Here is a 17,138-nt window from a genome sequence, read left to right on the forward strand (position 1 = left end):
CACAGCCGTAGACAAGCACCTTTGAGCAGGCAGGGAGCCGCATCCCGATGTCCGAGCCGGAAGAGCCCAACGTGCCCGCGTCAGACCGCACCGCCGAAGACGGCGCCATCGACATCCATACGACCGCGGGAAAACTTGCCGACCTGCAGCGCCGCATCGAGGAGGCCAAGCACGCGGGCTCGGCCCGCGCGGTCGAGAAGCAGCACGCCAAGGGGAAGCTGACGGCGCGCGAGCGCATTGAACTCCTGCTCGACGAAGGCTCCTTCGTCGAGCTCGACGAGTTCGCCCAGCACCGGTCGACCAACTTCGGCCTGGAGAAGAACCGGCCGTACGGCGACGGCGTCGTGACCGGATACGGCACCGTGGACGGCCGCCCGGTCGCCGTGTTCTCGCAGGACTTCACCGTCTTCGGCGGCGCCCTCGGCGAGGTCTACGGCCAGAAGATCGTCAAGGTCATGGACTTCGCGCTGAAGACCGGCTGTCCGGTCATCGGCATCAACGACTCCGGCGGCGCCCGCATCCAGGAGGGCGTCATGGCCCTCGGGATGTACGGCGAGATCTTCCGCCGCAACACCCACGCCTCGGGTGTGATCCCGCAGATCAGCCTGGTCGTCGGCCCCTGCGCGGGCGGCGCCGTCTACTCCCCGGCGATCACCGACTTCACCGTCATGGTCGACCAGACCTCGCACATGTTCATCACGGGCCCCGACGTCATCAAGACCGTCACCGGTGAGGACGTGGGCTTCGAGGAGCTGGGCGGCGCCCGCACCCACAACTCCACGTCGGGCGTGGCGCACCACATGGCGGGCGACGAGAAGGACGCGATCGAGTACGTCAAGTCCCTCCTGTCCTACCTGCCTTCGAACAACCTCAGCGAGCCGCCCGCCTTCCCCGAGGAGGCGGACCTGGCGCCCACGGACGAGGACCTGGCGCTGGACACGCTGATCCCGGACAGCGCCAACCAGCCGTACGACATGCACGGTGTCATCGAGCACGTCCTGGACGACGCCGAGTTCTTCGAGACGCAGCCGCTGTTCGCGCCGAACATCCTCACCGGCTTCGGCCGGGTCGAGGGCCACCCGGTGGGCATCGTCGCCAACCAGCCGACGCAGTTCGCGGGCTGCCTGAACATCGACGCCTCGGAGAAGGGCGCGCGCTTCGTCCGCACCTGCGACGCGTTCAACATCCCGGTCATCACCTTCGTCGACGTGCCGGGCTTCCTGCCGGGCGTCGAGCAGGAGCACACGGGCATCATCCGCCGCGGCGCGAAGCTCATCTACGCGTACGCGGAGGCCACCGTCCCGCTGATCACGATCATCACGCGCAAGGCCTTCGGCGGCGCGTACGACGTGATGGGCTCCAAGCACCTGGGCGCCGACCTGAACCTCGCGTGGCCGACCGCGCAGATCGCCGTGATGGGCGCGCAGGGCGCGGTGAACATCCTGCACCGCCGCACGATCGCCGAGGCCGGGGACGACGTCGAGGAGGTCAGGACGCGGCTCATCCAGGAGTACGAGGACGCCCTGCTCAACCCGTACACGGCGGCGGAGCGCGGCTACGTCGACGCGGTGATCATGCCGTCCGAGACCCGGTCCCACCTCGTGCGCGGGCTGCGTCAGCTGCGTACGAAGCGGGAATCCCTCCCTCCGAAGAAGCACGGCAACATCCCCCTGTAAGCCGCGATCAAGCCGCGATCCCGTAAGGAGCCCTCATGATCAAGGTCGTACGCGGAAATCCGACCCCGGAGGAGCTCGCCGCCGCCCTGGCGGTGGTCCAGGTGCGCGCCGCGGCGGTGGCGGACGGGCCGTCCGGCGCGCCCGCGCTGCCCGACTCCTGGGCCGACCCCGCGCGGGTCGCCCGCCACCGGCTGCCCGCGCCCTCGCCCACGGCGTGGGGCCGCAGTTACTGGCCCGGCTAGGGCCTCGGGCCGGGGGAACTTGAGTACGCGTACTCAGGCGCCCCCGGCCGTCCGGCCGCACCATCGATTGCATGCTGTGGTCGGACCCTGAGAACAATCCTCCGAAGGACATGCGGGACCTGCAGGCGAAGATGCGCCGCGCGGGCCTCGTCCTCGCCCTGGCGATGGTTGTCGCGATGTTCGTGCTGGGCCTCCACTGAGGACCGCGAGAACCGCGGCAACCGTGAGATCCGCACCCGCGCGGGCGCTCGCTACGCTGAGCGCATGAGTGATCAGCCCCGCCGTCTCGTCCTCGCCTCCCAGTCGCCCGCCCGGCTCGGCCTGCTCCGGCAGGCGGGCCTCGCCCCCGAGGTGATCGTCAGTGGCGTCGACGAGGACAAGGTGTCCGCGCCCACCCCCGCCGAGCTCGCCCTCGCCCTGGCCGAGGCCAAGGCGTCCGTGGTCGCCGCGCGGCCCGACGCCAAGGGCGCGCTGGTCATCGGCTGCGACTCGGTCCTCGAACTGGACGGCCAGGCGCTCGGCAAGCCGTCCGACGCCGAAGAGGCCACCGCCCGCTGGAAGTCCATGCGCGGCCGCGCGGGCGTCCTGCAGACCGGCCACTGCGTCCGCGACACCGTCTCCGGGCGGTACGCGTCGGCGACGGCGTCCACCGTCGTCCGGTTCGGCGAGCCCTCCGACGCCGAGATCGCCGCCTACGTCGCGAGCGGCGAACCGCTGCACGTGGCCGGGGCGTTCACGCTGGACGGCCGCTCGGCGCCGTTCATCGAGGGCATCGAGGGCGACCACGGCAACGTCATCGGCCTGTCACTGCCGCTGCTGCGCCGCCTCCTGGGCGAACTGGGCGTCGGCATCACGGAGTTGTGGCAGCAGTAGGAACCCGGCTCAGGCGGCCTGTGGAGCGGCCACCGCGCCCTCCTGCTGCGCCTTCTTCTCGTACGCCACGAGCGTGAGGACGACCAGGCCGAGCACGACCATCATGAAGACGAACGCGGCCCAGCCCACCAGGCCCACGGAGAAGGCCCCGAGCAGCCCGTGCACGACGGCACAGCTGATCAGGAGGAGCCGTCCGAAGGTGCCGGGGGCGCGGTCGCGCACGGCGGTGCGGATCAGGACGATGCCGCACAGCGCGAGGTAGCCGCCGAAGAGGATGCCCGCGATCCAGGTGGACACGGTCATCGCGCGCGGGTCGAGGCCCGCGAGCGACATGTCCTGCTTGTCGACGACGAGACCGAGGAACCAGTTCAGGAGGGCGATGCCGACCGCCTCCACCAGGAGAATGATCGCGCCCACCCAGGCTACCGGTCTGCGCGCCACGGCGCCCCACCCACTTTCCGCTGCTGTTACCCCTAGTACGTTCAAGCCATCGCGAACGCTACTAACGGGTAAACCCCGGGACAAGAGCTGTGCCGCAGGCAAAGAATCATTGGGCCATTCGTAGGGACTCCACAAAGAAAGCCCCGCGTCCGCAGCGCTGACTCACAGAGACCTTGGCCACACCGGAGGGCTACGCTGCCGTCAAGGGACCCTGCGTACCGCGGTGCGACAAGGGTTTTCGCGAACCTAGCCGGTCTCGAGTCACACTCCGTGTGGGCAAGCTCACCATTGGGGACGGGTCGTAAGGCCGTGTCGGCAGTCCCTAAACTCGGCTTGTTTCAAGGAGGGAGCCATCGTGCGCAAGGTGCTCATCGCCAACCGTGGCGAAATCGCTGTCCGCGTTGCCCGGGCATGCCGGGATGCAGGGATCGCGAGCGTAGCCGTCTACGCAGACCCTGACAGGGACGCTCTGCATGTACGGGCAGCCGATGAGGCGTTCGCGCTGGGCGGTGACACTCCGGCCACCAGCTACCTGGACTTTTCCAAGGTGCTGGCAGCGGCCAAGGACGCGGGGGCGGATGCCATCCACCCCGGCTACGGCTTCCTTTCGGAGAACGCCGACTTCGCCCAGGCCGTCATCGACGCGGGCCTGAACTGGATCGGCCCGCCGCCGCAGGCCATCCGTGACCTCGGCGACAAGGTCGCCGCGCGGCACATCGCGCAGCGGGCGGGTGCCCCGCTCGTCGCGGGCACGCCCGACCCGGTGTCCGGCTCCGACGAGGTCGTCACGTTCGCCGAGGCGAACGGCCTGCCCATCGCGATCAAGGCGGCGTTCGGCGGTGGTGGCCGCGGACTGAAGGTGGCCCGCACCCTCGAAGAGATCCCCGAGCTGTACGACTCCGCGGTGCGCGAGGCCGTGGCCGCCTTCGGCCGCGGCGAGTGCTTCGTGGAGCGCTACCTCGACAAGCCGCGGCACGTCGAGACCCAGTGTCTGGCGGACAAGCACGGCAACGTCGTGGTCGTCTCGACCCGCGACTGCTCGCTGCAGCGCCGCCACCAGAAGCTCGTCGAGGAGGCGCCCGCGCCGTTCCTGACCGCCGAGCAGAACGCCGAGCTGTACGCCGCGTCCAAGGCCATCCTCAAGGAGGCCGGATACGTCGGCGCGGGCACCGTCGAGTTCCTCGTCGGTGTCGACGGCACGATCTCCTTCCTGGAGGTCAACACCCGTCTGCAGGTGGAGCACCCGGTCACCGAAGAGGTCGCGGGCATCGACCTCGTCCGGGAGATGTTCCGCATCGCCGACGGCGAGGAGCTCGGTTACGGAGACCCGGAACTGCGGGGTCATTCCTTCGAGTTCCGCATCAACGGCGAGGACCCGGGCCGCAACTTCCTGCCCGCGCCCGGCACCGTCACGACGTTCGCGCCGCCCTCGGGCCCCGGTGTCCGCCTGGACGCGGGCGTCGAGTCCGGCTCGGTCATCGGCCCGGCCTGGGACTCGCTCCTGGCCAAGCTGATCGTCACCGGCGCCACCCGTCAGCAGGCACTGCAGCGCGCCGCCCGCGCGCTCGCGGAGTTCGACGTCGAGGGCATGGCCACGGCCATCCCCTTCCACCGTGCCGTCGTCACGGACCCGGCATTCGCGCCCGAACTGACCGGCTCCAGCGACCCGTTCACGATCCACACCCGGTGGATCGAGACCGAGTTCGTCAACGAGATCCCGCCGTTCACGGCGTCCGCGGACGCCGAGACGGACGAGGAGCCGGGCCGCGAGACGGTCGTCGTCGAGGTCGGCGGCAAGCGCCTCGAGGTCTCGCTGCCCTCTTCCCTGGGCATGACCATCGCGCGCACCGCGGCGGCGGGCGGCGCCCGCCCCAAGCGCCGCGCGGCCAAGAAGTCCGGTCCCGCCGCGTCCGGCGACACCCTCGCCTCGCCCATGCAGGGCACGATCGTCAAGGTCGCGGTCGAGGAGGGCCAGGAGGTCAACGAGGGCGACCTCGTCGTCGTCCTGGAGGCCATGAAGATGGAACAGCCCCTGAACGCGCACCGGTCGGGCACGATCAAGGGCCTCACCGCGGAGGTCGGCGCGAGCCTCACCTCCGGTGCGGTGATCTGCGAGATCAAGGACTGACCACAGCAACGCATATGCCGCAGGGCCGGGCTGGTTCTTCCAGCCCGGCCCTGCGGCGTTCCGCACCGACCCGCGCGGCAGTCTCTTCACTCCGGCTGCACTCCGGCCGGAAGAAGCGCAACCGCCCCAGGCCCGCCCCGCGTCCTCCCCCGCGTAGAACCGAAGGCCACGGGGGGACTTCAGTGAAACGCACGGGGGACGTACTAGGGCTGCTCTCAGCGGCGGCCGCCATCACCACGACCGGCTGGTTCGCGGCCACCGCGGACACCGGGCAGCGCTACGAGGCCGGGCTCGTCCTCGGCCTGTCCGCCGCCCTTTCCGTGGCGCTCCTGCGCCGCTTCACCCACCTTCCGCTGGGCAGACGCCGCCCGTACACCTTCGCCCTGCCGCTGCCCGCGCCCGACTGGGCGGCGCCGCCGCCGGACCCGGCGGGCGACCCGGAGGCCCTGCGCCCGCACGCCGAGCGGCAGGCCGGGCTGCTCGGCGACGCGTCCGCGCTCGGCGACACCCTGCACCACACCTGCTCGCTCACCCCGCAACTGCGCACGGAGCTCGCCTCGTTCGCAGTCACGGCGTCGATCCAGGCCAGCAACTCGGTGATCGCCCCGCCCTGCGAAGGACCGCAGAGCCCCGACCCCGCGTACGACGCGGCCCACGCGCTCGGCGAGCTCGTGGCGGCGGTCGAGTTCAGCCGCATCGGGATGCGCGCCCTGGAGGCCCTGGTGACGGAGCGGCCGCTGCGGCCCGACCCGCCCTGCTACTTCAACCCGCTGCACGAGCGCGGGCACGCACGCGTGGCGCTGCCCGGCGCCCCGGAAGGCACCGAGGAGGTCGCCGCCTGCCACGCCTGCGCGAAGGGGCCCGAGCCGCTCCTGGTGCCGTCGGCTGCGGGCCCGGTGCCGTACTACGAAAGCGATGCCGTCGACGCACGCTGGCGGCTGCTCGGCTACGGCGCGGTGGTCCCCGACAACGGCGCCACGATGATCGCGACGGCCCGGGACGGCTTCCGCGACCCCGGTCCCGCTGCGGCAGCCGGGCGCGGCTCCAAGAAGTCCCGTACGAAGGTGAGTTGATGATCATGAGTGAGCTGGTCACCGGTGTGCTGAGCGGCCTGGCCCTCGGCACCTGTGTCACGTATCCGCTGGTCCTGTGGCTGACCCGGAACGTGAGCGGCGGATCCCTGCCGCCGCACCGCCGCGAGCGCAGGGCCCGCGCGGAGCTCGACGCCTTCTTCGCCCGCCAGGATCCCTGAGCACGGGCAGTGGCATCCTTGAGGGACGCGTACGTTCACGAAGGGTGCGGGGATGACGACCGGCACGGGCCAGCAGGCGAGAACGCCGCAGCAGGCGGCACAGTCGGCGCGCGCGATGCGGGCCGACGCCCGCCGCAACTACGACCGGCTGCTCGCCGAGGCGCGCTCCGCCTTCGCCGAGCACGGCACGGGCACGTCCCTGGAGGACGTGGCGCGCCGCGCGGGCGTGGGCATCGGCACGCTCTACCGGCACTTCCCCAACCGGCACGCGCTGATGAGCGCGGTCTGGAAGGACGCGGTGTGCGACCTCCTCGCGCGCTCGCACGCCCTGCTCGACGACCCGCAGCCCTGCTCCGCGCTGGTGGCGTGGCTGCGCGCCATCATCACTCATGCGGGTGAGTATCGCGGCCTGTCGAGCGCGCTCATGTCGGCGTCGCACGACGACACTTCGGCGCTCGCGCAGTGCAGCATGCCCATGCGTGAGGCGGGCACGGCGCTGCTCGTCCGCGCGCAGGAGGCGGGGGCGGTGCGCCCCGACGTCTCCATCGGCGACCTGCTCCAGCTGACCAACGCGATCTCCCTGGCGGCCGAGGAGACTCCGGACGATCCGGAGCTGGCCGACCGCCTGCTCACGCTGACCCTGCGGGGGCTGAAGGCCGACGGGCAGACACCGGCATAACGCCCGCGCCTGCCCGGTGTGCCGTCACGGTCCGTGACGGCACGGCGACCCTGCCCGGCGGTCCCGCGGCCGCCGGGTTCAGCGGCGGCGCAGGTCCGCGACCCGCGCCGCCCGTTCCCCAGGGGGCTGTTCCCCGAGGAGCGCGCTGCGCAGTTGCTGGCCCGGGCCCGCCCCGTGATTGCGACGCTGACCCGGCAGGGGCACGTCCCGGCGCGGCTGGCGCCCCGCCGGGACGGAGTCGACACCGGGCGCGGAGTTAGGGCCTGTGGCACCGCCCGCCACCGTGATCTGCACGCCCTGGTCGGCCAGGGCCTGCAGTTCCGTCGCGGCACGGTCGTCGTGCCCCGGCGGTTCGTCCGTGACCAGGCGGGTGATGACGTCCGTCGGCACCGTCTGGAACATCGTGTCGGTGCCGAGCTTGGTGTGGTCGGCGAGGACCACGACCTCGGCCGCCGCCTGGACCAGCGCGCGGTCCACGCTCGCGGAGAGCATGTTGGACGTGGAGAGGCCGCGCTCGGCGGTCAGACCACTGCCCGACAGGAAGGCCCGTGAGACCCGCAGCCCCTGGAGGGACTGCTCGGCCCCGCTGCCCACCAGCGCGTAGTTCGAGCCGCGCAGGGTGCCGCCGGTCATGACGACTTCCACCCTGTTGGCGTGGGCCAACGCCTGTGCCACCAGGAGGGAGTTGGTGACGACGGTCAGGCCGGGTACCCGCGCGAGCCGTCGGGCCAGCTCCTGCGTGGTCGTACCCGCCCCGACGACGATGGCTTCGCCCTCTTCGACGAGGCCCGCCGCGAGATCGGCGATGGCCGTCTTCTCGGCGGTCGCGAGATGTGATTTCTGCGGAAAGCCGGACTCCCGCGTGAATCCGCCCGGCAATACCGCACCGCCATGTCGGCGGTCGAGGAGTCCTTCTGCCTCCAGTGCGCGCACGTCCCGCCGTACGGTCACTTCGGAGGTCTGGACGACGCGGGCGAGCTCACGGAGCGATACCGCCCCGTTGGCTCGCACCATTTCGAGGATCAATTGACGACGTTCTGCAGCGAACACGAAACTGACAGTAACCCCAACGACCGTCTGCTTTCAGCAGTTTGCGCCGAATTACAGAAGTTGTTCGCACGGCAGGGCGGGAAGTGGTATAGGTGCTTACTCTCCCCGCCTATGCCGCGCGAATGGGCGACAACAGTGCGTGACCTGCAAAGAGTTGATTCGGGCCGTCGGCCCGATCAGCCCTCGCCCGCCGTCTTCCGCGTGTGCAGCTGGCGCGCGACCTCCGCGATCGACCCCGAAAGCGACGGGTACACGGTGAACGCATTCGCGATCTGCTCGACCGTCAGATTGTTGTCGACCGCGATCGAGATGGGGTGGATCAGTTCCGAAGCGCGCGGTGCGACGACCACACCGCCGACCACGATGCCCGTGCCGGGGCGGCAGAAGATCTTGACGAAGCCGTCGCGGATGCCCTGCATCTTCGCGCGCGGATTGCGCAGCAGCGGCAGCTTCACCACGCGGGCGTCGATCTTTCCGCCGTCGACGTCGGCCTGGCTGTAGCCGACGGTCGCGATCTCCGGGTCGGTGAAGACGTTCGCCGACACGGCCTTCAGGTTCAGCGGCTGCACGGCGTCGCCCAGGAAGTGGTACATCGCGATGCGCCCCTGCATGGCGGCGACGGAGGCCAGCGCGAAGATCCCGGTCACGTCACCGGCGGCGTACACGCCGGGGGCCGACGTCCGCGACACCTTGTCGGTCCAGATGTGCCCGGAGTCCTTCACCTTGACCCCGGCCTCCTCCAGGCCCATGCCGCTGCTGTTCGGGATGGCACCGACGGCCATCAGGCAGTGCGAGCCGGAGATGACGCGTCCGTCGTCGAGGGTGACCTCGACCCGGTCGCCGACGCGCTTGGCGGAAGCGGCACGGGAGCGGGACATCACGTTCATGCCGCGGCGCCGGAAGACGTCCTCCAGGACGGCGGCGGCGTCCGGGTCCTCACCGGGAAGCACCCGGTCACGGCTCGACACGAGGGTCACGTTCGACCCGAGCGCCTGATAGGCACCGGCGAACTCGGCACCCGTCACACCCGAGCCGACCACGATGAGCTCCTCGGGCAGCTCGTCGAGGTCGTAGACCTGCGTCCAGTTCAGGATCCGCTCGCCGTCGGGCTGGGCGTCGGGCACCTCGCGCGGGTGACCGCCGGTAGCGATCAGCACGGCGTCGGCAACAAGAGTCTCCTCACTCCCGTCCGCGGCCCGCACCACGACCTTCCGCGACCCGTCGACGTCCTGCTGCCCCTCGATCCGCCCCCGGCCGCGCAGCACGCGCGCACCGGCCCGCGTCACCGACGCGGTGATGTCGTGGGACTGCGCGAGCGCGAGCCGCTTCACACGGCGGTTGACCTTGCCCAGGTCGACGCCGACCACGCGCGCGGGGGTGTCGATGTGCGGGGTGTCGTCCGCGACGATGATGCCGAGCTCTTCGTACGACGAATCGAAGGTGGTCATCACCTCGGCCGTGGCGATCAGAGTCTTGGACGGCACGCAGTCGGTGAGCACCGACGCCCCGCCCAGACCGTCGCAATCGACGACGGTCACCTCCGCGCCGAGCTGGGCGGCCGTAAGAGCCGCCTCGTATCCGCCGGGTCCGCCGCCAATGATCACGATCCGAGTCACGTACTCCATTGTCCCGCACGCTTCAAGGTGCTCACGCCCCGGGGGCCTCCGTTCGTGCGACCGCCCCTCGTCCGGGCGGTCCTTCCGTTCCAGGAGGGGTGCACTTGATTGCTGCCGTACCCTCGACCACATGTCGCTCTACGCCGCGTACGCCGGCAATCTGGATCCGCGGCTCATGTCACGCCGCGCACCGCACTCACCGCTGCGCGCGACCGGGTGGCTGACCGGCTGGCGGCTCACGTTCGGCGGGGAACACATGGGCTGGGAAGGCGCGCTCGCCACGCTCGTCGAGGCGCCGCGCTCCCAGGTCTTCGTGACCCTGTACGACATCGCCCCCATGGACGAGGACTCCATGGACCGCTGGGAAGGCGTCGGCCTCGACATCTACCGGCGCATGCGGGTCCGCGTGGACACCCTGGAGGGCGAGGAACCCGCCTGGGTGTACGTGCTCAACGGTTACGAGGGCGGGCTTCCCTCGGCGCGCTACCTGGGAGAACTGGCGGACGCCGCCGAATCGGCCGGCGCCCCCCACGACTACGTGATGGAACTCCGCAAGCGCCCCTGCTAGCGGCCGCCCGCCGCCCCTCTCGTCGGAAACGACAAGGCAACGATCGCAATCCCGTAAGCATCGTCATCTACGCGCGTAGGCCATGAGCGGCTACTCTCGTCCGCGTGAACGCTTCAGTTATTCCGGACGACATCCAGGGCGACCCCTACGCCGCCGCCGACGCCGCCGCCGCGCGCCTGCGCGAGCTCACGGGCGCAGAGACCCACGACGTCGCTCTCGTGATGGGCTCCGGCTGGGCGCCGGCCGTCGACGCGCTGGGCGAGCCCGAGGCGGACTTCGCCGTCACCGAGCTGCCCGGCTTCCCGCCGCCGGCGGTGCAGGGGCACGGCGGCCGCATCCGCTCCTTCAAGATCGGCGACAGGCGTGTGCTGGTCTTCCTGGGCCGCACCCACTACTACGAGGGCCGTGGCGTGGCCGCCGTCTCGCACGGCGTCCGCACCGCCGTCGCCGCGGGCTGCAAGACCATCGTGCTGACCAACGGCTGCGGTGGCCTGCGCGAGGGCATGCGCCCCGGCCAGCCGGTGCTGATCAGCGACCACCTGAACCTCACGGCGACGTCCCCGATCGTCGGGGCGAACTTCGTGGACCTCACCGACCTCTACTCCCCGCGGCTGCGCGCCCTCTGCAAGGAGATCGACCCCTCCCTCGAAGAGGGCGTCTACGCGCAGTTCCCCGGCCCGCACTACGAGACCCCGGCGGAGATCCGCATGGCCCGCACCATCGGTGCGGACCTGGTCGGCATGTCCACCGTCCTCGAGGCCATCGCGGCCCGCGAGGCGGGCGCGGAGGTCCTCGGCATCTCCCTGGTCACGAACCTCGCCGCGGGCATGACGGGCGAGCCCCTCAACCACGAGGAGGTCCTCCAGGCGGGCCGCGACAGCGCCACCCGCATGGGCGAACTCCTCGGCAAGGTCCTGAGCCGCGTCTAACGCTCCGCGGACGGGCAGTGGGCACCCGGCGCCCCCTCCGGGGGGTGGGCAACCCGTCCTCCCATCCCTCACCCGCGCCCCCAAACAGCCCCGCCGCTCCGCGGCGGATACCTCCCACCCACCCACCCGTTCACCCCGCACCGCAAGGCGGGGGTAGGGGCGGGCGGTGGGGGGGCATCCCGCTCCGTACAGCTGGAGTGGGGGCGGGCGGGTGGGTGGGGACACCCCGCTCCGTGCAGCTCAGGTGGGGTGGGGGTACCCCGCTCCGTGCAGCTCAGGAGGGCGGAAGCACCTCGCTCCCTACAGCTCAGGCGAGGCGGGAGCACCCCGCTCCGTACACCTCAGATGAGGCGGGAGCACCCCAGTCCCTACAGCTCAGGTGGGGTGGGAGCACCCCACCCCCTACACCTCAGATGAGGCGGGAGCACCCCACCCCCTACACCTCAGGCAAGGCGGGAGCACCCCACTCCCCCCCCCCCCACACACCTCAAGTGAGGCGGGAGCACCCCACTCCCCCCCCCACACACCTCAAGTGAGGCGGGAGCACCCCGCTCCATATAGCTGGAGTGGGGGGCATCCGGCTTCGCTCAGCGGGGCAGTACGGGTGAGATGAGACGAGACGAGACGAGGGCTCCGCACGGCGGGGCCTGGGGCCCTGGCTCGGGTTCCCACCGGGCCGCAGCCGCGAGCGAGACGGGAGGGGACGCGGGGGTATGTGCGCACGGAGCACCGAGCCAACCGTGACGTACACAGACACCCGACGTGGCGCAGGGATGGCGAGTACGTACATACCCCCGCGGCCCCGCACCCACCACCGAACCCAAAGCGCACCCCGCCAGACACCGCGTAACGAGAGGCTGAAGACCCCGTGCAGGACACCTCCGCCACCTCAGAGCTCATCGCGCAGGCCCAGTCCTGGCTTGCCGAGGACCCGGACCCCGAGACCCGCGAAGAGCTCGGCAAGCTCATCGACGCCCAGGACCTCGCCGAGCTCACCGCACGCTTCGCAGGCACCCTCCAGTTCGGCACCGCGGGCCTCCGCGGCGAACTGGGCGCGGGCCCCATGCGCATGAACCGCACCGTGGTCATCCGCGCCGCCGCAGGCCTCGCCGCGTACCTCAAGAGCAAGGGCCAGACCGACGGCCTCGTCGTCATCGGCTACGACGCCCGCCACAAGTCCGCCGACTTCGCCCGCGACACCGCCGCGGTGATGACCGGCGCAGGCCTCCGCGCGGCCGTCCTCCCCCGCCCCCTCCCCACCCCCGTCCTCGCCTTCGCCATAAGGCACCTCGGCGCGGTGGCAGGCGTGGAGGTCACGGCCAGCCACAACCCGCCACGCGACAACGGCTACAAGGTCTACCTCGGCGACGGCTCCCAGATCGTCCCGCCCGCCGACGCGGAGATCGCCGCCGAGATCGACGCCATCGCGAGCCTCCACGACGTCCCCCGCCCGGACACCGGCTGGGACACCCTCGACGAAGCCGTCCTGGAGGCCTACCTGGCCCGCACGGACGCCGTCCTGTCCCCCGGCTCCCCCCGCACCGCCCGCGCCGTCTACACGGCGATGCACGGCGTCGGCAAGGACACCCTCCTCGCCGCGTTCGCCCGCGCAGGCTTCCCCGCGCCCACGCTCGTCACCGAGCAGGCCGAGCCGGACCCGGACTTCCCGACGGTCGCGTTCCCGAACCCGGAGGAGCCGGGCGCGATGGACCTGTCCTTCGCGACGGCGGCCCGCACCACCCCCACCCCCGACCTGATCATCGCCAACGACCCGGACGCGGACCGCTGCGCGGCAGCGGTGAGGGAGAACACCACCAGCACCGCCACCAACACCAGCACCGCCACCACCAGCTGGCGGATGCTCCGCGGCGACGAGGTAGGCGCCCTCCTAGCCGCCCACCTGGTCCGCCGCGGCGCCCAAGGCACCTTCGCGGAGTCGATCGTCTCCTCCTCCCTCCTGGGCCGGATCGCCGAGAAGGCGGGCCTCCCGTACGAGGAGACCCTGACCGGCTTCAAGTGGATCGCCCGCGTCGACGGCCTGCGCTACGGCTACGAGGAGGCGCTCGGCTACTGCGTCGACCCCGAGGGCGTACGCGACAAGGACGGCATCACGGCGGCGCTCCTGCTCATGGAGCTCGCGTCCGAGCTCAAGGAGGAGAACCGCACGGTTCTCGACCTCCTGGACGACCTGGCCGTGGAGCACGGCCTGCACGCCACCGACCAGCTGTCGGTCCGCGTGGAGGACCTGTCCCTGATCGCGGACGCGATGGCCCGCCTGCGCGAGCAGCCGCCGACGGAGCTCGCGGGCCTGCCCGTGACGAAGGCGGAGGACCTGACGCGCGGCACGGAGACGCTGCCGCCCACGGACGGCCTGCGCTACACGCTCGACGGCGCCCGCGTCATCGTCCGCCCGAGCGGCACCGAGCCGAAGCTCAAGTGCTACCTCGAAGTGGTCGTCCCGGTGGCGGACAAGGCCGCGCTGCCCGCGGCCCACGCCCGCGCGACGGACCTCCTCGCCGCCATCAAGCGCGACCTGTCGGCGGCGGCGGGCATCTGACCGGACCACCCGTCCGAGTGGTTCCGCTGACGCGACTGCCGCAGTGACCCGGTACGACCCGGTGCGCTGCCGGTCTTCCCAGGAAGGGAGGACCGGTAGCGCACTTTCACGTTCCGGGAGCCGCCGCAGTGCCGTACGGATTCTCCGAGTCGACCAAAGCGACAGACACAACCGCAGCCCCCTCGCCCTCCCTCGTACCCGCGTCCAGGACCCCCCACAACCCGGCGCGCACGCCCCACGGCCTCGGCGCACGCACAGTCACCGCCCTGCGCCACGCCGCACCCGCCCTCGCCGCGTACACGGCCGTACGCGCCCTAGGTCTGCTCGTGTTCACCGTGTGGGCCCACCGCGACCACCGCGGCGTGCGGCATCTGCTCATGGAGTCCTGGGACTGCGACTGGTATCTGAAGATCGCCCAGAACGGCTACGCCCACGAGCTCGGCAGCCGCGTCGACGGCAACAACCTCGCGTTCTTCCCGCTGTACCCGCTGCTCGTCAGGGCAGGGGACGCCGTCATGCCCTGGCTGCCGAGGGGCGCGGCGGGCCTGTCGGTGTCGCTGGCCGCCTCGCTCCTCGCCGCGTGGGGGATCTTCGCGGTGGGCGACCGGCTGTACGGGCGCAGGGCCGGGGTCGTCCTGGCCGTCCTCTGGGGCAGCCTGCCCGTGGCGCTCGTGCAGTGGATGGGCTACACGGAGTCCCTGTTCACGGCCCTGTGCGCATGGTCGCTGTACGCGGTGCTGAGCGGGCGCTGGCTGTGGGCAGGCTCTCTCGCCGCACTGGCGGGGCTCACCCGCCCCACGGGCGTGGCGGTGGCCGCGGCGGTATCCCTGACAGCGCTGCTCACCCTGCACCGGCACTCCACGCCACCCCGTCCCTCCCCCACCCGTCCACTCCTGGGCGCCCTCATCGCCCCCCTCGGCTGGCTCGCGTACGTCGGCTGGGTGGGCCTGCGCCTCGGCCGCTGGGACGGCTACTTCGCCGTACAGAAGCTGTGGCGCAACGAGTGGGACGGCGGCGTCGGAACGCTGCGGCGGATGCGGGACCTGTTCCTGGCCGAGCGGCCCGCGCTGTTCGTGGCGATGGTGACGGCGGTCCTGCTGGGCGCGGTCGTGCTCTTCGTGCTGTCGGCGGGCGACCGGCAGCCGCTGCCGTTGCTGGTCTTCAGCGGTCTGCTGCTGGTGATCGTGCTCGGCAGCAGCGGCGTCTACTTCCCCCGGGCCCGCTTCCTGCTGCCCGGCTTCCCGCTGCTGCTGCCGGTCGCGGTGGCCCTGGCGCGCGCGAGGACGCACGTACTCGTGACGCTGCTGACCGCGGCGGCGCTCATGTCGGCGGTGTTCGGCGGCCACATGCTCCTGGGATGGCACGGCCCTCCGTAACACCCACCCCCCAGCGCCCCCTCAGGTCACCTTCAGCGCCCTCAGCGCCCCCTCAGGCCACCCCCAGCGCCCTCAGCGCCCCCTCAGGTCGCCGCAAGCAACACAGCCAGCAACACCGCACCCACCACACACGGCACGACAACCTCATAGGCCCAGCGGACCACCGGCTCGCCCTGCGCGGACTCCGCGTCGGCCCGCTGTTCGGCGAGTTCGCGGAGCTCGTCCATGGACTGGTCGCCCGCCGCGCGGGTGGGCGGCGCGCTGGGGTCGAGGAAGCGGCGGCCGCCCGTCGTCGGGTCGCCGGACGCCGCGGCCTGCGAATGCCTGCGCGCCGCCTTCTTGCGGCCGCGCAGCGAGACGGGGATCGCCCAGAGCTGGAACTTGGTTCCGGCGTTGGTGAGGACCTCGTTGGAGTAGCCGGAGCGGAGCGTCGCGACGGACGCCCACGGCAGCGTGACGGTCCTGAAGGGGTTGCGGATCCGGATCCGGTCGTCGTTCGCGTACACGGCGGGCCGCACGGTGAACGCGACGACCAGCGGCACCGCGAAGAGCAGTCCGGCGAGCGCGAGCCACGGGGTGCGGCCCTCGCCGCGGATCGCCGCGTCGATGCCGAGCCAGGCGCCCAGGGCGAGCAGCAGGACACCGCCGGCGATACCGGCCGGGGACCGGAAGGTGCGGTCCTTGTACGCGGGCTCCGCCACGGGGTTCTGGGGGTCGCTCATACCCTGATTCTGCCTGAAGGTCGGCCCGGGGCCCCGGGCCCCACCCCTGTACAGCAGCTACGCGCGTAGATATGCTCCTCTCGTGACCATGCCCACTGCATTCGCTGACGTGACAGCGTCCGACAGCACGCTCCGCCGCTTCCTTCACGGACTGCCCGGCGTCGACGCGGTCGGCCTGGAGGCGCGTGCCGCCTCGCTCGGTACCCGTTCGATCAAGACCACGGCGAAGGCGTACGCCATCGACCTGGCCATTTCGATGATCGACCTGACGACGCTCGAGGGCGCCGACACCCCGGGCAAGGTCCGGGCGCTCGGCGCGAAGGCCGTGCATCCGGACCCCACCGACCGTGAGACGCCGCGCACCGCGGCCGTCTGCGTCTATCCGGACATGGTCGCCACCGCCAAGGAGGCCGTCGGGACCAGCGGCGTGAAGGTCGCGTCCGTCGCGACCGCCTTCCCCGCGGGCCGCGCGGCCATCGAGGTGAAGCTCGGCGACGTGCGCGAGGCCGTCGCGGCGGGCGCCGACGAGATCGACATGGTCATCGACCGGGGCGCGTTCCTGTCGGGCGACTACATGACGGTGTTCGAGCAGATCCGCGCCGTGAAGGAGGCCTGCGGCACCGCCCGCCTCAAGGTCATCTTCGAGACCGGCGAGCTCTCGACGTACGACAACATCAAGCGCGCCAGCTGGATCGGCATGATCGCGGGCGCCGACTTCATCAAGACCTCGACCGGCAAGGTCGGTGTCAACGCCACCCCGGCCAACACCCTGCTCATGCTGGAGGCGGTCCGCGACTTCCGCGCGCAGACCGGGGTGCAGATCGGCGTGAAGCCCGCGGGCGGCATCCGGTCGACCAAGGACGCGGTGAAGTTCCTCGTCCTGGTGAACGAGACGGCCGGTCCGGACTGGCTGGACAACCACTGGTTCCGCTTCGGCGCCTCGTCGCTCCTGAACGACCTGCTGATGCAGCGCCAGAAGCTGGCCACCGGCCGCTACTCCGGCCCCGACTACGTGACGGTGGACTGACC

17 protein-coding genes are annotated in these 17,138 nt (G+C 71.4%); 13 read left to right on the top strand and 4 right to left on the bottom strand.

Annotated elements, in window-relative coordinates; genetic code table 11:
* The first annotated feature begins 47 nt into the window (after window positions 1-47).
* The 4 genes from ABZV77_RS06550 (at window position 48) to ABZV77_RS06565 (ending at window position 2,791) form a co-directional block, all read left to right on the top strand.
* Complete coding sequence (locus ABZV77_RS06550) at window positions 48-1,676, top strand: acyl-CoA carboxylase subunit beta (protein WP_356251056.1); 1,629 nt, start codon at window positions 48-50, stop codon at window positions 1,674-1,676.
* Window positions 1,677-1,711: 35 nt separating this feature from the next.
* Entirely contained in the window at window positions 1,712-1,918 is a 207-nt protein-coding gene (locus tag ABZV77_RS06555; protein WP_055568526.1) for an acyl-CoA carboxylase subunit epsilon, read from the top strand.
* A 71-nt stretch (window positions 1,919-1,989) separates the two neighbouring features.
* Entirely contained in the window at window positions 1,990-2,118 is a 129-nt protein-coding gene (locus ABZV77_RS06560) for a hypothetical protein (protein WP_356251059.1), read from the top strand.
* A gap of 64 nt (window positions 2,119-2,182) precedes the next feature.
* On the top strand, window positions 2,183-2,791 hold the full coding sequence (locus tag ABZV77_RS06565; RefSeq protein WP_356251062.1) for a nucleoside triphosphate pyrophosphatase: 609 nt from the start codon (window positions 2,183-2,185) through the stop codon (window positions 2,789-2,791).
* Window positions 2,792-2,800: 9 nt separating this feature from the next.
* Here the strand turns inward: ABZV77_RS06565 and ABZV77_RS06570 are convergent, their stop codons facing one another.
* Window positions 2,801-3,232, bottom strand: a complete 432-nt coding sequence (locus ABZV77_RS06570; protein WP_356251065.1) for a hypothetical protein — start codon at window positions 3,230-3,232, stop codon at window positions 2,801-2,803.
* 355 nt (window positions 3,233-3,587) lie between these two features.
* Between ABZV77_RS06570 and ABZV77_RS06575 the strand changes: the two genes are divergently transcribed.
* The 4 genes from ABZV77_RS06575 to ABZV77_RS06590 all read left to right on the top strand — a co-directional run bounded on the left by ABZV77_RS06575 (window position 3,588) and on the right by ABZV77_RS06590 (window position 7,291).
* Entirely contained in the window at window positions 3,588-5,360 is a 1,773-nt protein-coding gene (locus tag ABZV77_RS06575; protein ID WP_356251068.1) for a biotin carboxylase N-terminal domain-containing protein, read from the top strand.
* 182 nt (window positions 5,361-5,542) lie between these two features.
* Window positions 5,543-6,433, top strand: a complete 891-nt coding sequence (locus tag ABZV77_RS06580; protein ID WP_356251070.1) for a hypothetical protein — start codon at window positions 5,543-5,545, stop codon at window positions 6,431-6,433.
* 5 nt (window positions 6,434-6,438) lie between these two features.
* On the top strand, window positions 6,439-6,612 hold the full coding sequence (locus ABZV77_RS06585; RefSeq protein WP_356251073.1) for a hypothetical protein: 174 nt from the start codon (window positions 6,439-6,441) through the stop codon (window positions 6,610-6,612).
* 115 nt (window positions 6,613-6,727) lie between these two features.
* Window positions 6,728-7,291, top strand: a complete 564-nt coding sequence (locus ABZV77_RS06590) for a helix-turn-helix domain-containing protein (RefSeq protein WP_356252336.1) — start codon at window positions 6,728-6,730, stop codon at window positions 7,289-7,291.
* A gap of 78 nt (window positions 7,292-7,369) precedes the next feature.
* Here ABZV77_RS06590 and ABZV77_RS06595 read toward each other — a convergent pair whose 3' ends face one another.
* Together ABZV77_RS06595 and ABZV77_RS06600 are read right to left on the bottom strand one after the other, a co-directional pair.
* Entirely contained in the window at window positions 7,370-8,341 is a 972-nt protein-coding gene (locus tag ABZV77_RS06595; protein ID WP_356251076.1) for a DeoR/GlpR family DNA-binding transcription regulator, read from the bottom strand.
* Between the two features lie 176 nt (window positions 8,342-8,517).
* Complete coding sequence (locus tag ABZV77_RS06600; protein ID WP_356251079.1) at window positions 8,518-9,966, bottom strand: NAD(P)H-quinone dehydrogenase; 1,449 nt, start codon at window positions 9,964-9,966, stop codon at window positions 8,518-8,520.
* A 121-nt stretch (window positions 9,967-10,087) separates the two neighbouring features.
* Here ABZV77_RS06600 and ABZV77_RS06605 point away from each other — a divergent pair, with 121 nt between their 5' ends.
* The 4 genes from ABZV77_RS06605 to ABZV77_RS06620 all read left to right on the top strand — a co-directional run bounded on the left by ABZV77_RS06605 (window position 10,088) and on the right by ABZV77_RS06620 (window position 15,387).
* Window positions 10,088-10,525 carry a gamma-glutamylcyclotransferase gene (locus tag ABZV77_RS06605; protein WP_055568517.1) on the top strand — a complete coding sequence of 146 codons (438 nt, stop codon included), beginning with the start codon at window positions 10,088-10,090 and terminating at the stop codon, window positions 10,523-10,525.
* Between the two features lie 104 nt (window positions 10,526-10,629).
* Complete coding sequence (locus tag ABZV77_RS06610) at window positions 10,630-11,454, top strand: purine-nucleoside phosphorylase (protein WP_356251083.1); 825 nt, start codon at window positions 10,630-10,632, stop codon at window positions 11,452-11,454.
* 868 nt (window positions 11,455-12,322) lie between these two features.
* Entirely contained in the window at window positions 12,323-14,011 is a 1,689-nt protein-coding gene (locus ABZV77_RS06615; RefSeq protein WP_356251085.1) for a phospho-sugar mutase, read from the top strand.
* 128 nt (window positions 14,012-14,139) lie between these two features.
* Window positions 14,140-15,387, top strand: coding sequence for a hypothetical protein (locus ABZV77_RS06620; RefSeq protein ID WP_356251088.1), 1,248 nt, complete (start codon window positions 14,140-14,142; stop codon window positions 15,385-15,387).
* A gap of 83 nt (window positions 15,388-15,470) precedes the next feature.
* On the opposite strand, the gene ABZV77_RS06625 is transcribed toward ABZV77_RS06620, so the two are convergent.
* Window positions 15,471-16,109 (bottom strand): PH domain-containing protein, encoded by a 639-nt coding sequence (locus ABZV77_RS06625; protein WP_356251091.1) that lies wholly within the window; start codon window positions 16,107-16,109, stop codon window positions 15,471-15,473.
* Window positions 16,110-16,197: 88 nt separating this feature from the next.
* Here ABZV77_RS06625 and deoC point away from each other — a divergent pair, with 88 nt between their 5' ends.
* A complete protein-coding gene (gene deoC / locus ABZV77_RS06630) occupies window positions 16,198-17,136 on the top strand; it encodes a deoxyribose-phosphate aldolase (protein WP_356252339.1) in 939 nt (312 codons plus the stop codon).
* Window positions 17,137-17,138: the final 2 nt, after the last annotated feature.

Source organism: Streptomyces sp. NPDC004732, from assembly GCF_040609235.1.
Classification (GTDB): domain Bacteria; phylum Actinomycetota; class Actinomycetes; order Streptomycetales; family Streptomycetaceae; genus Streptomyces.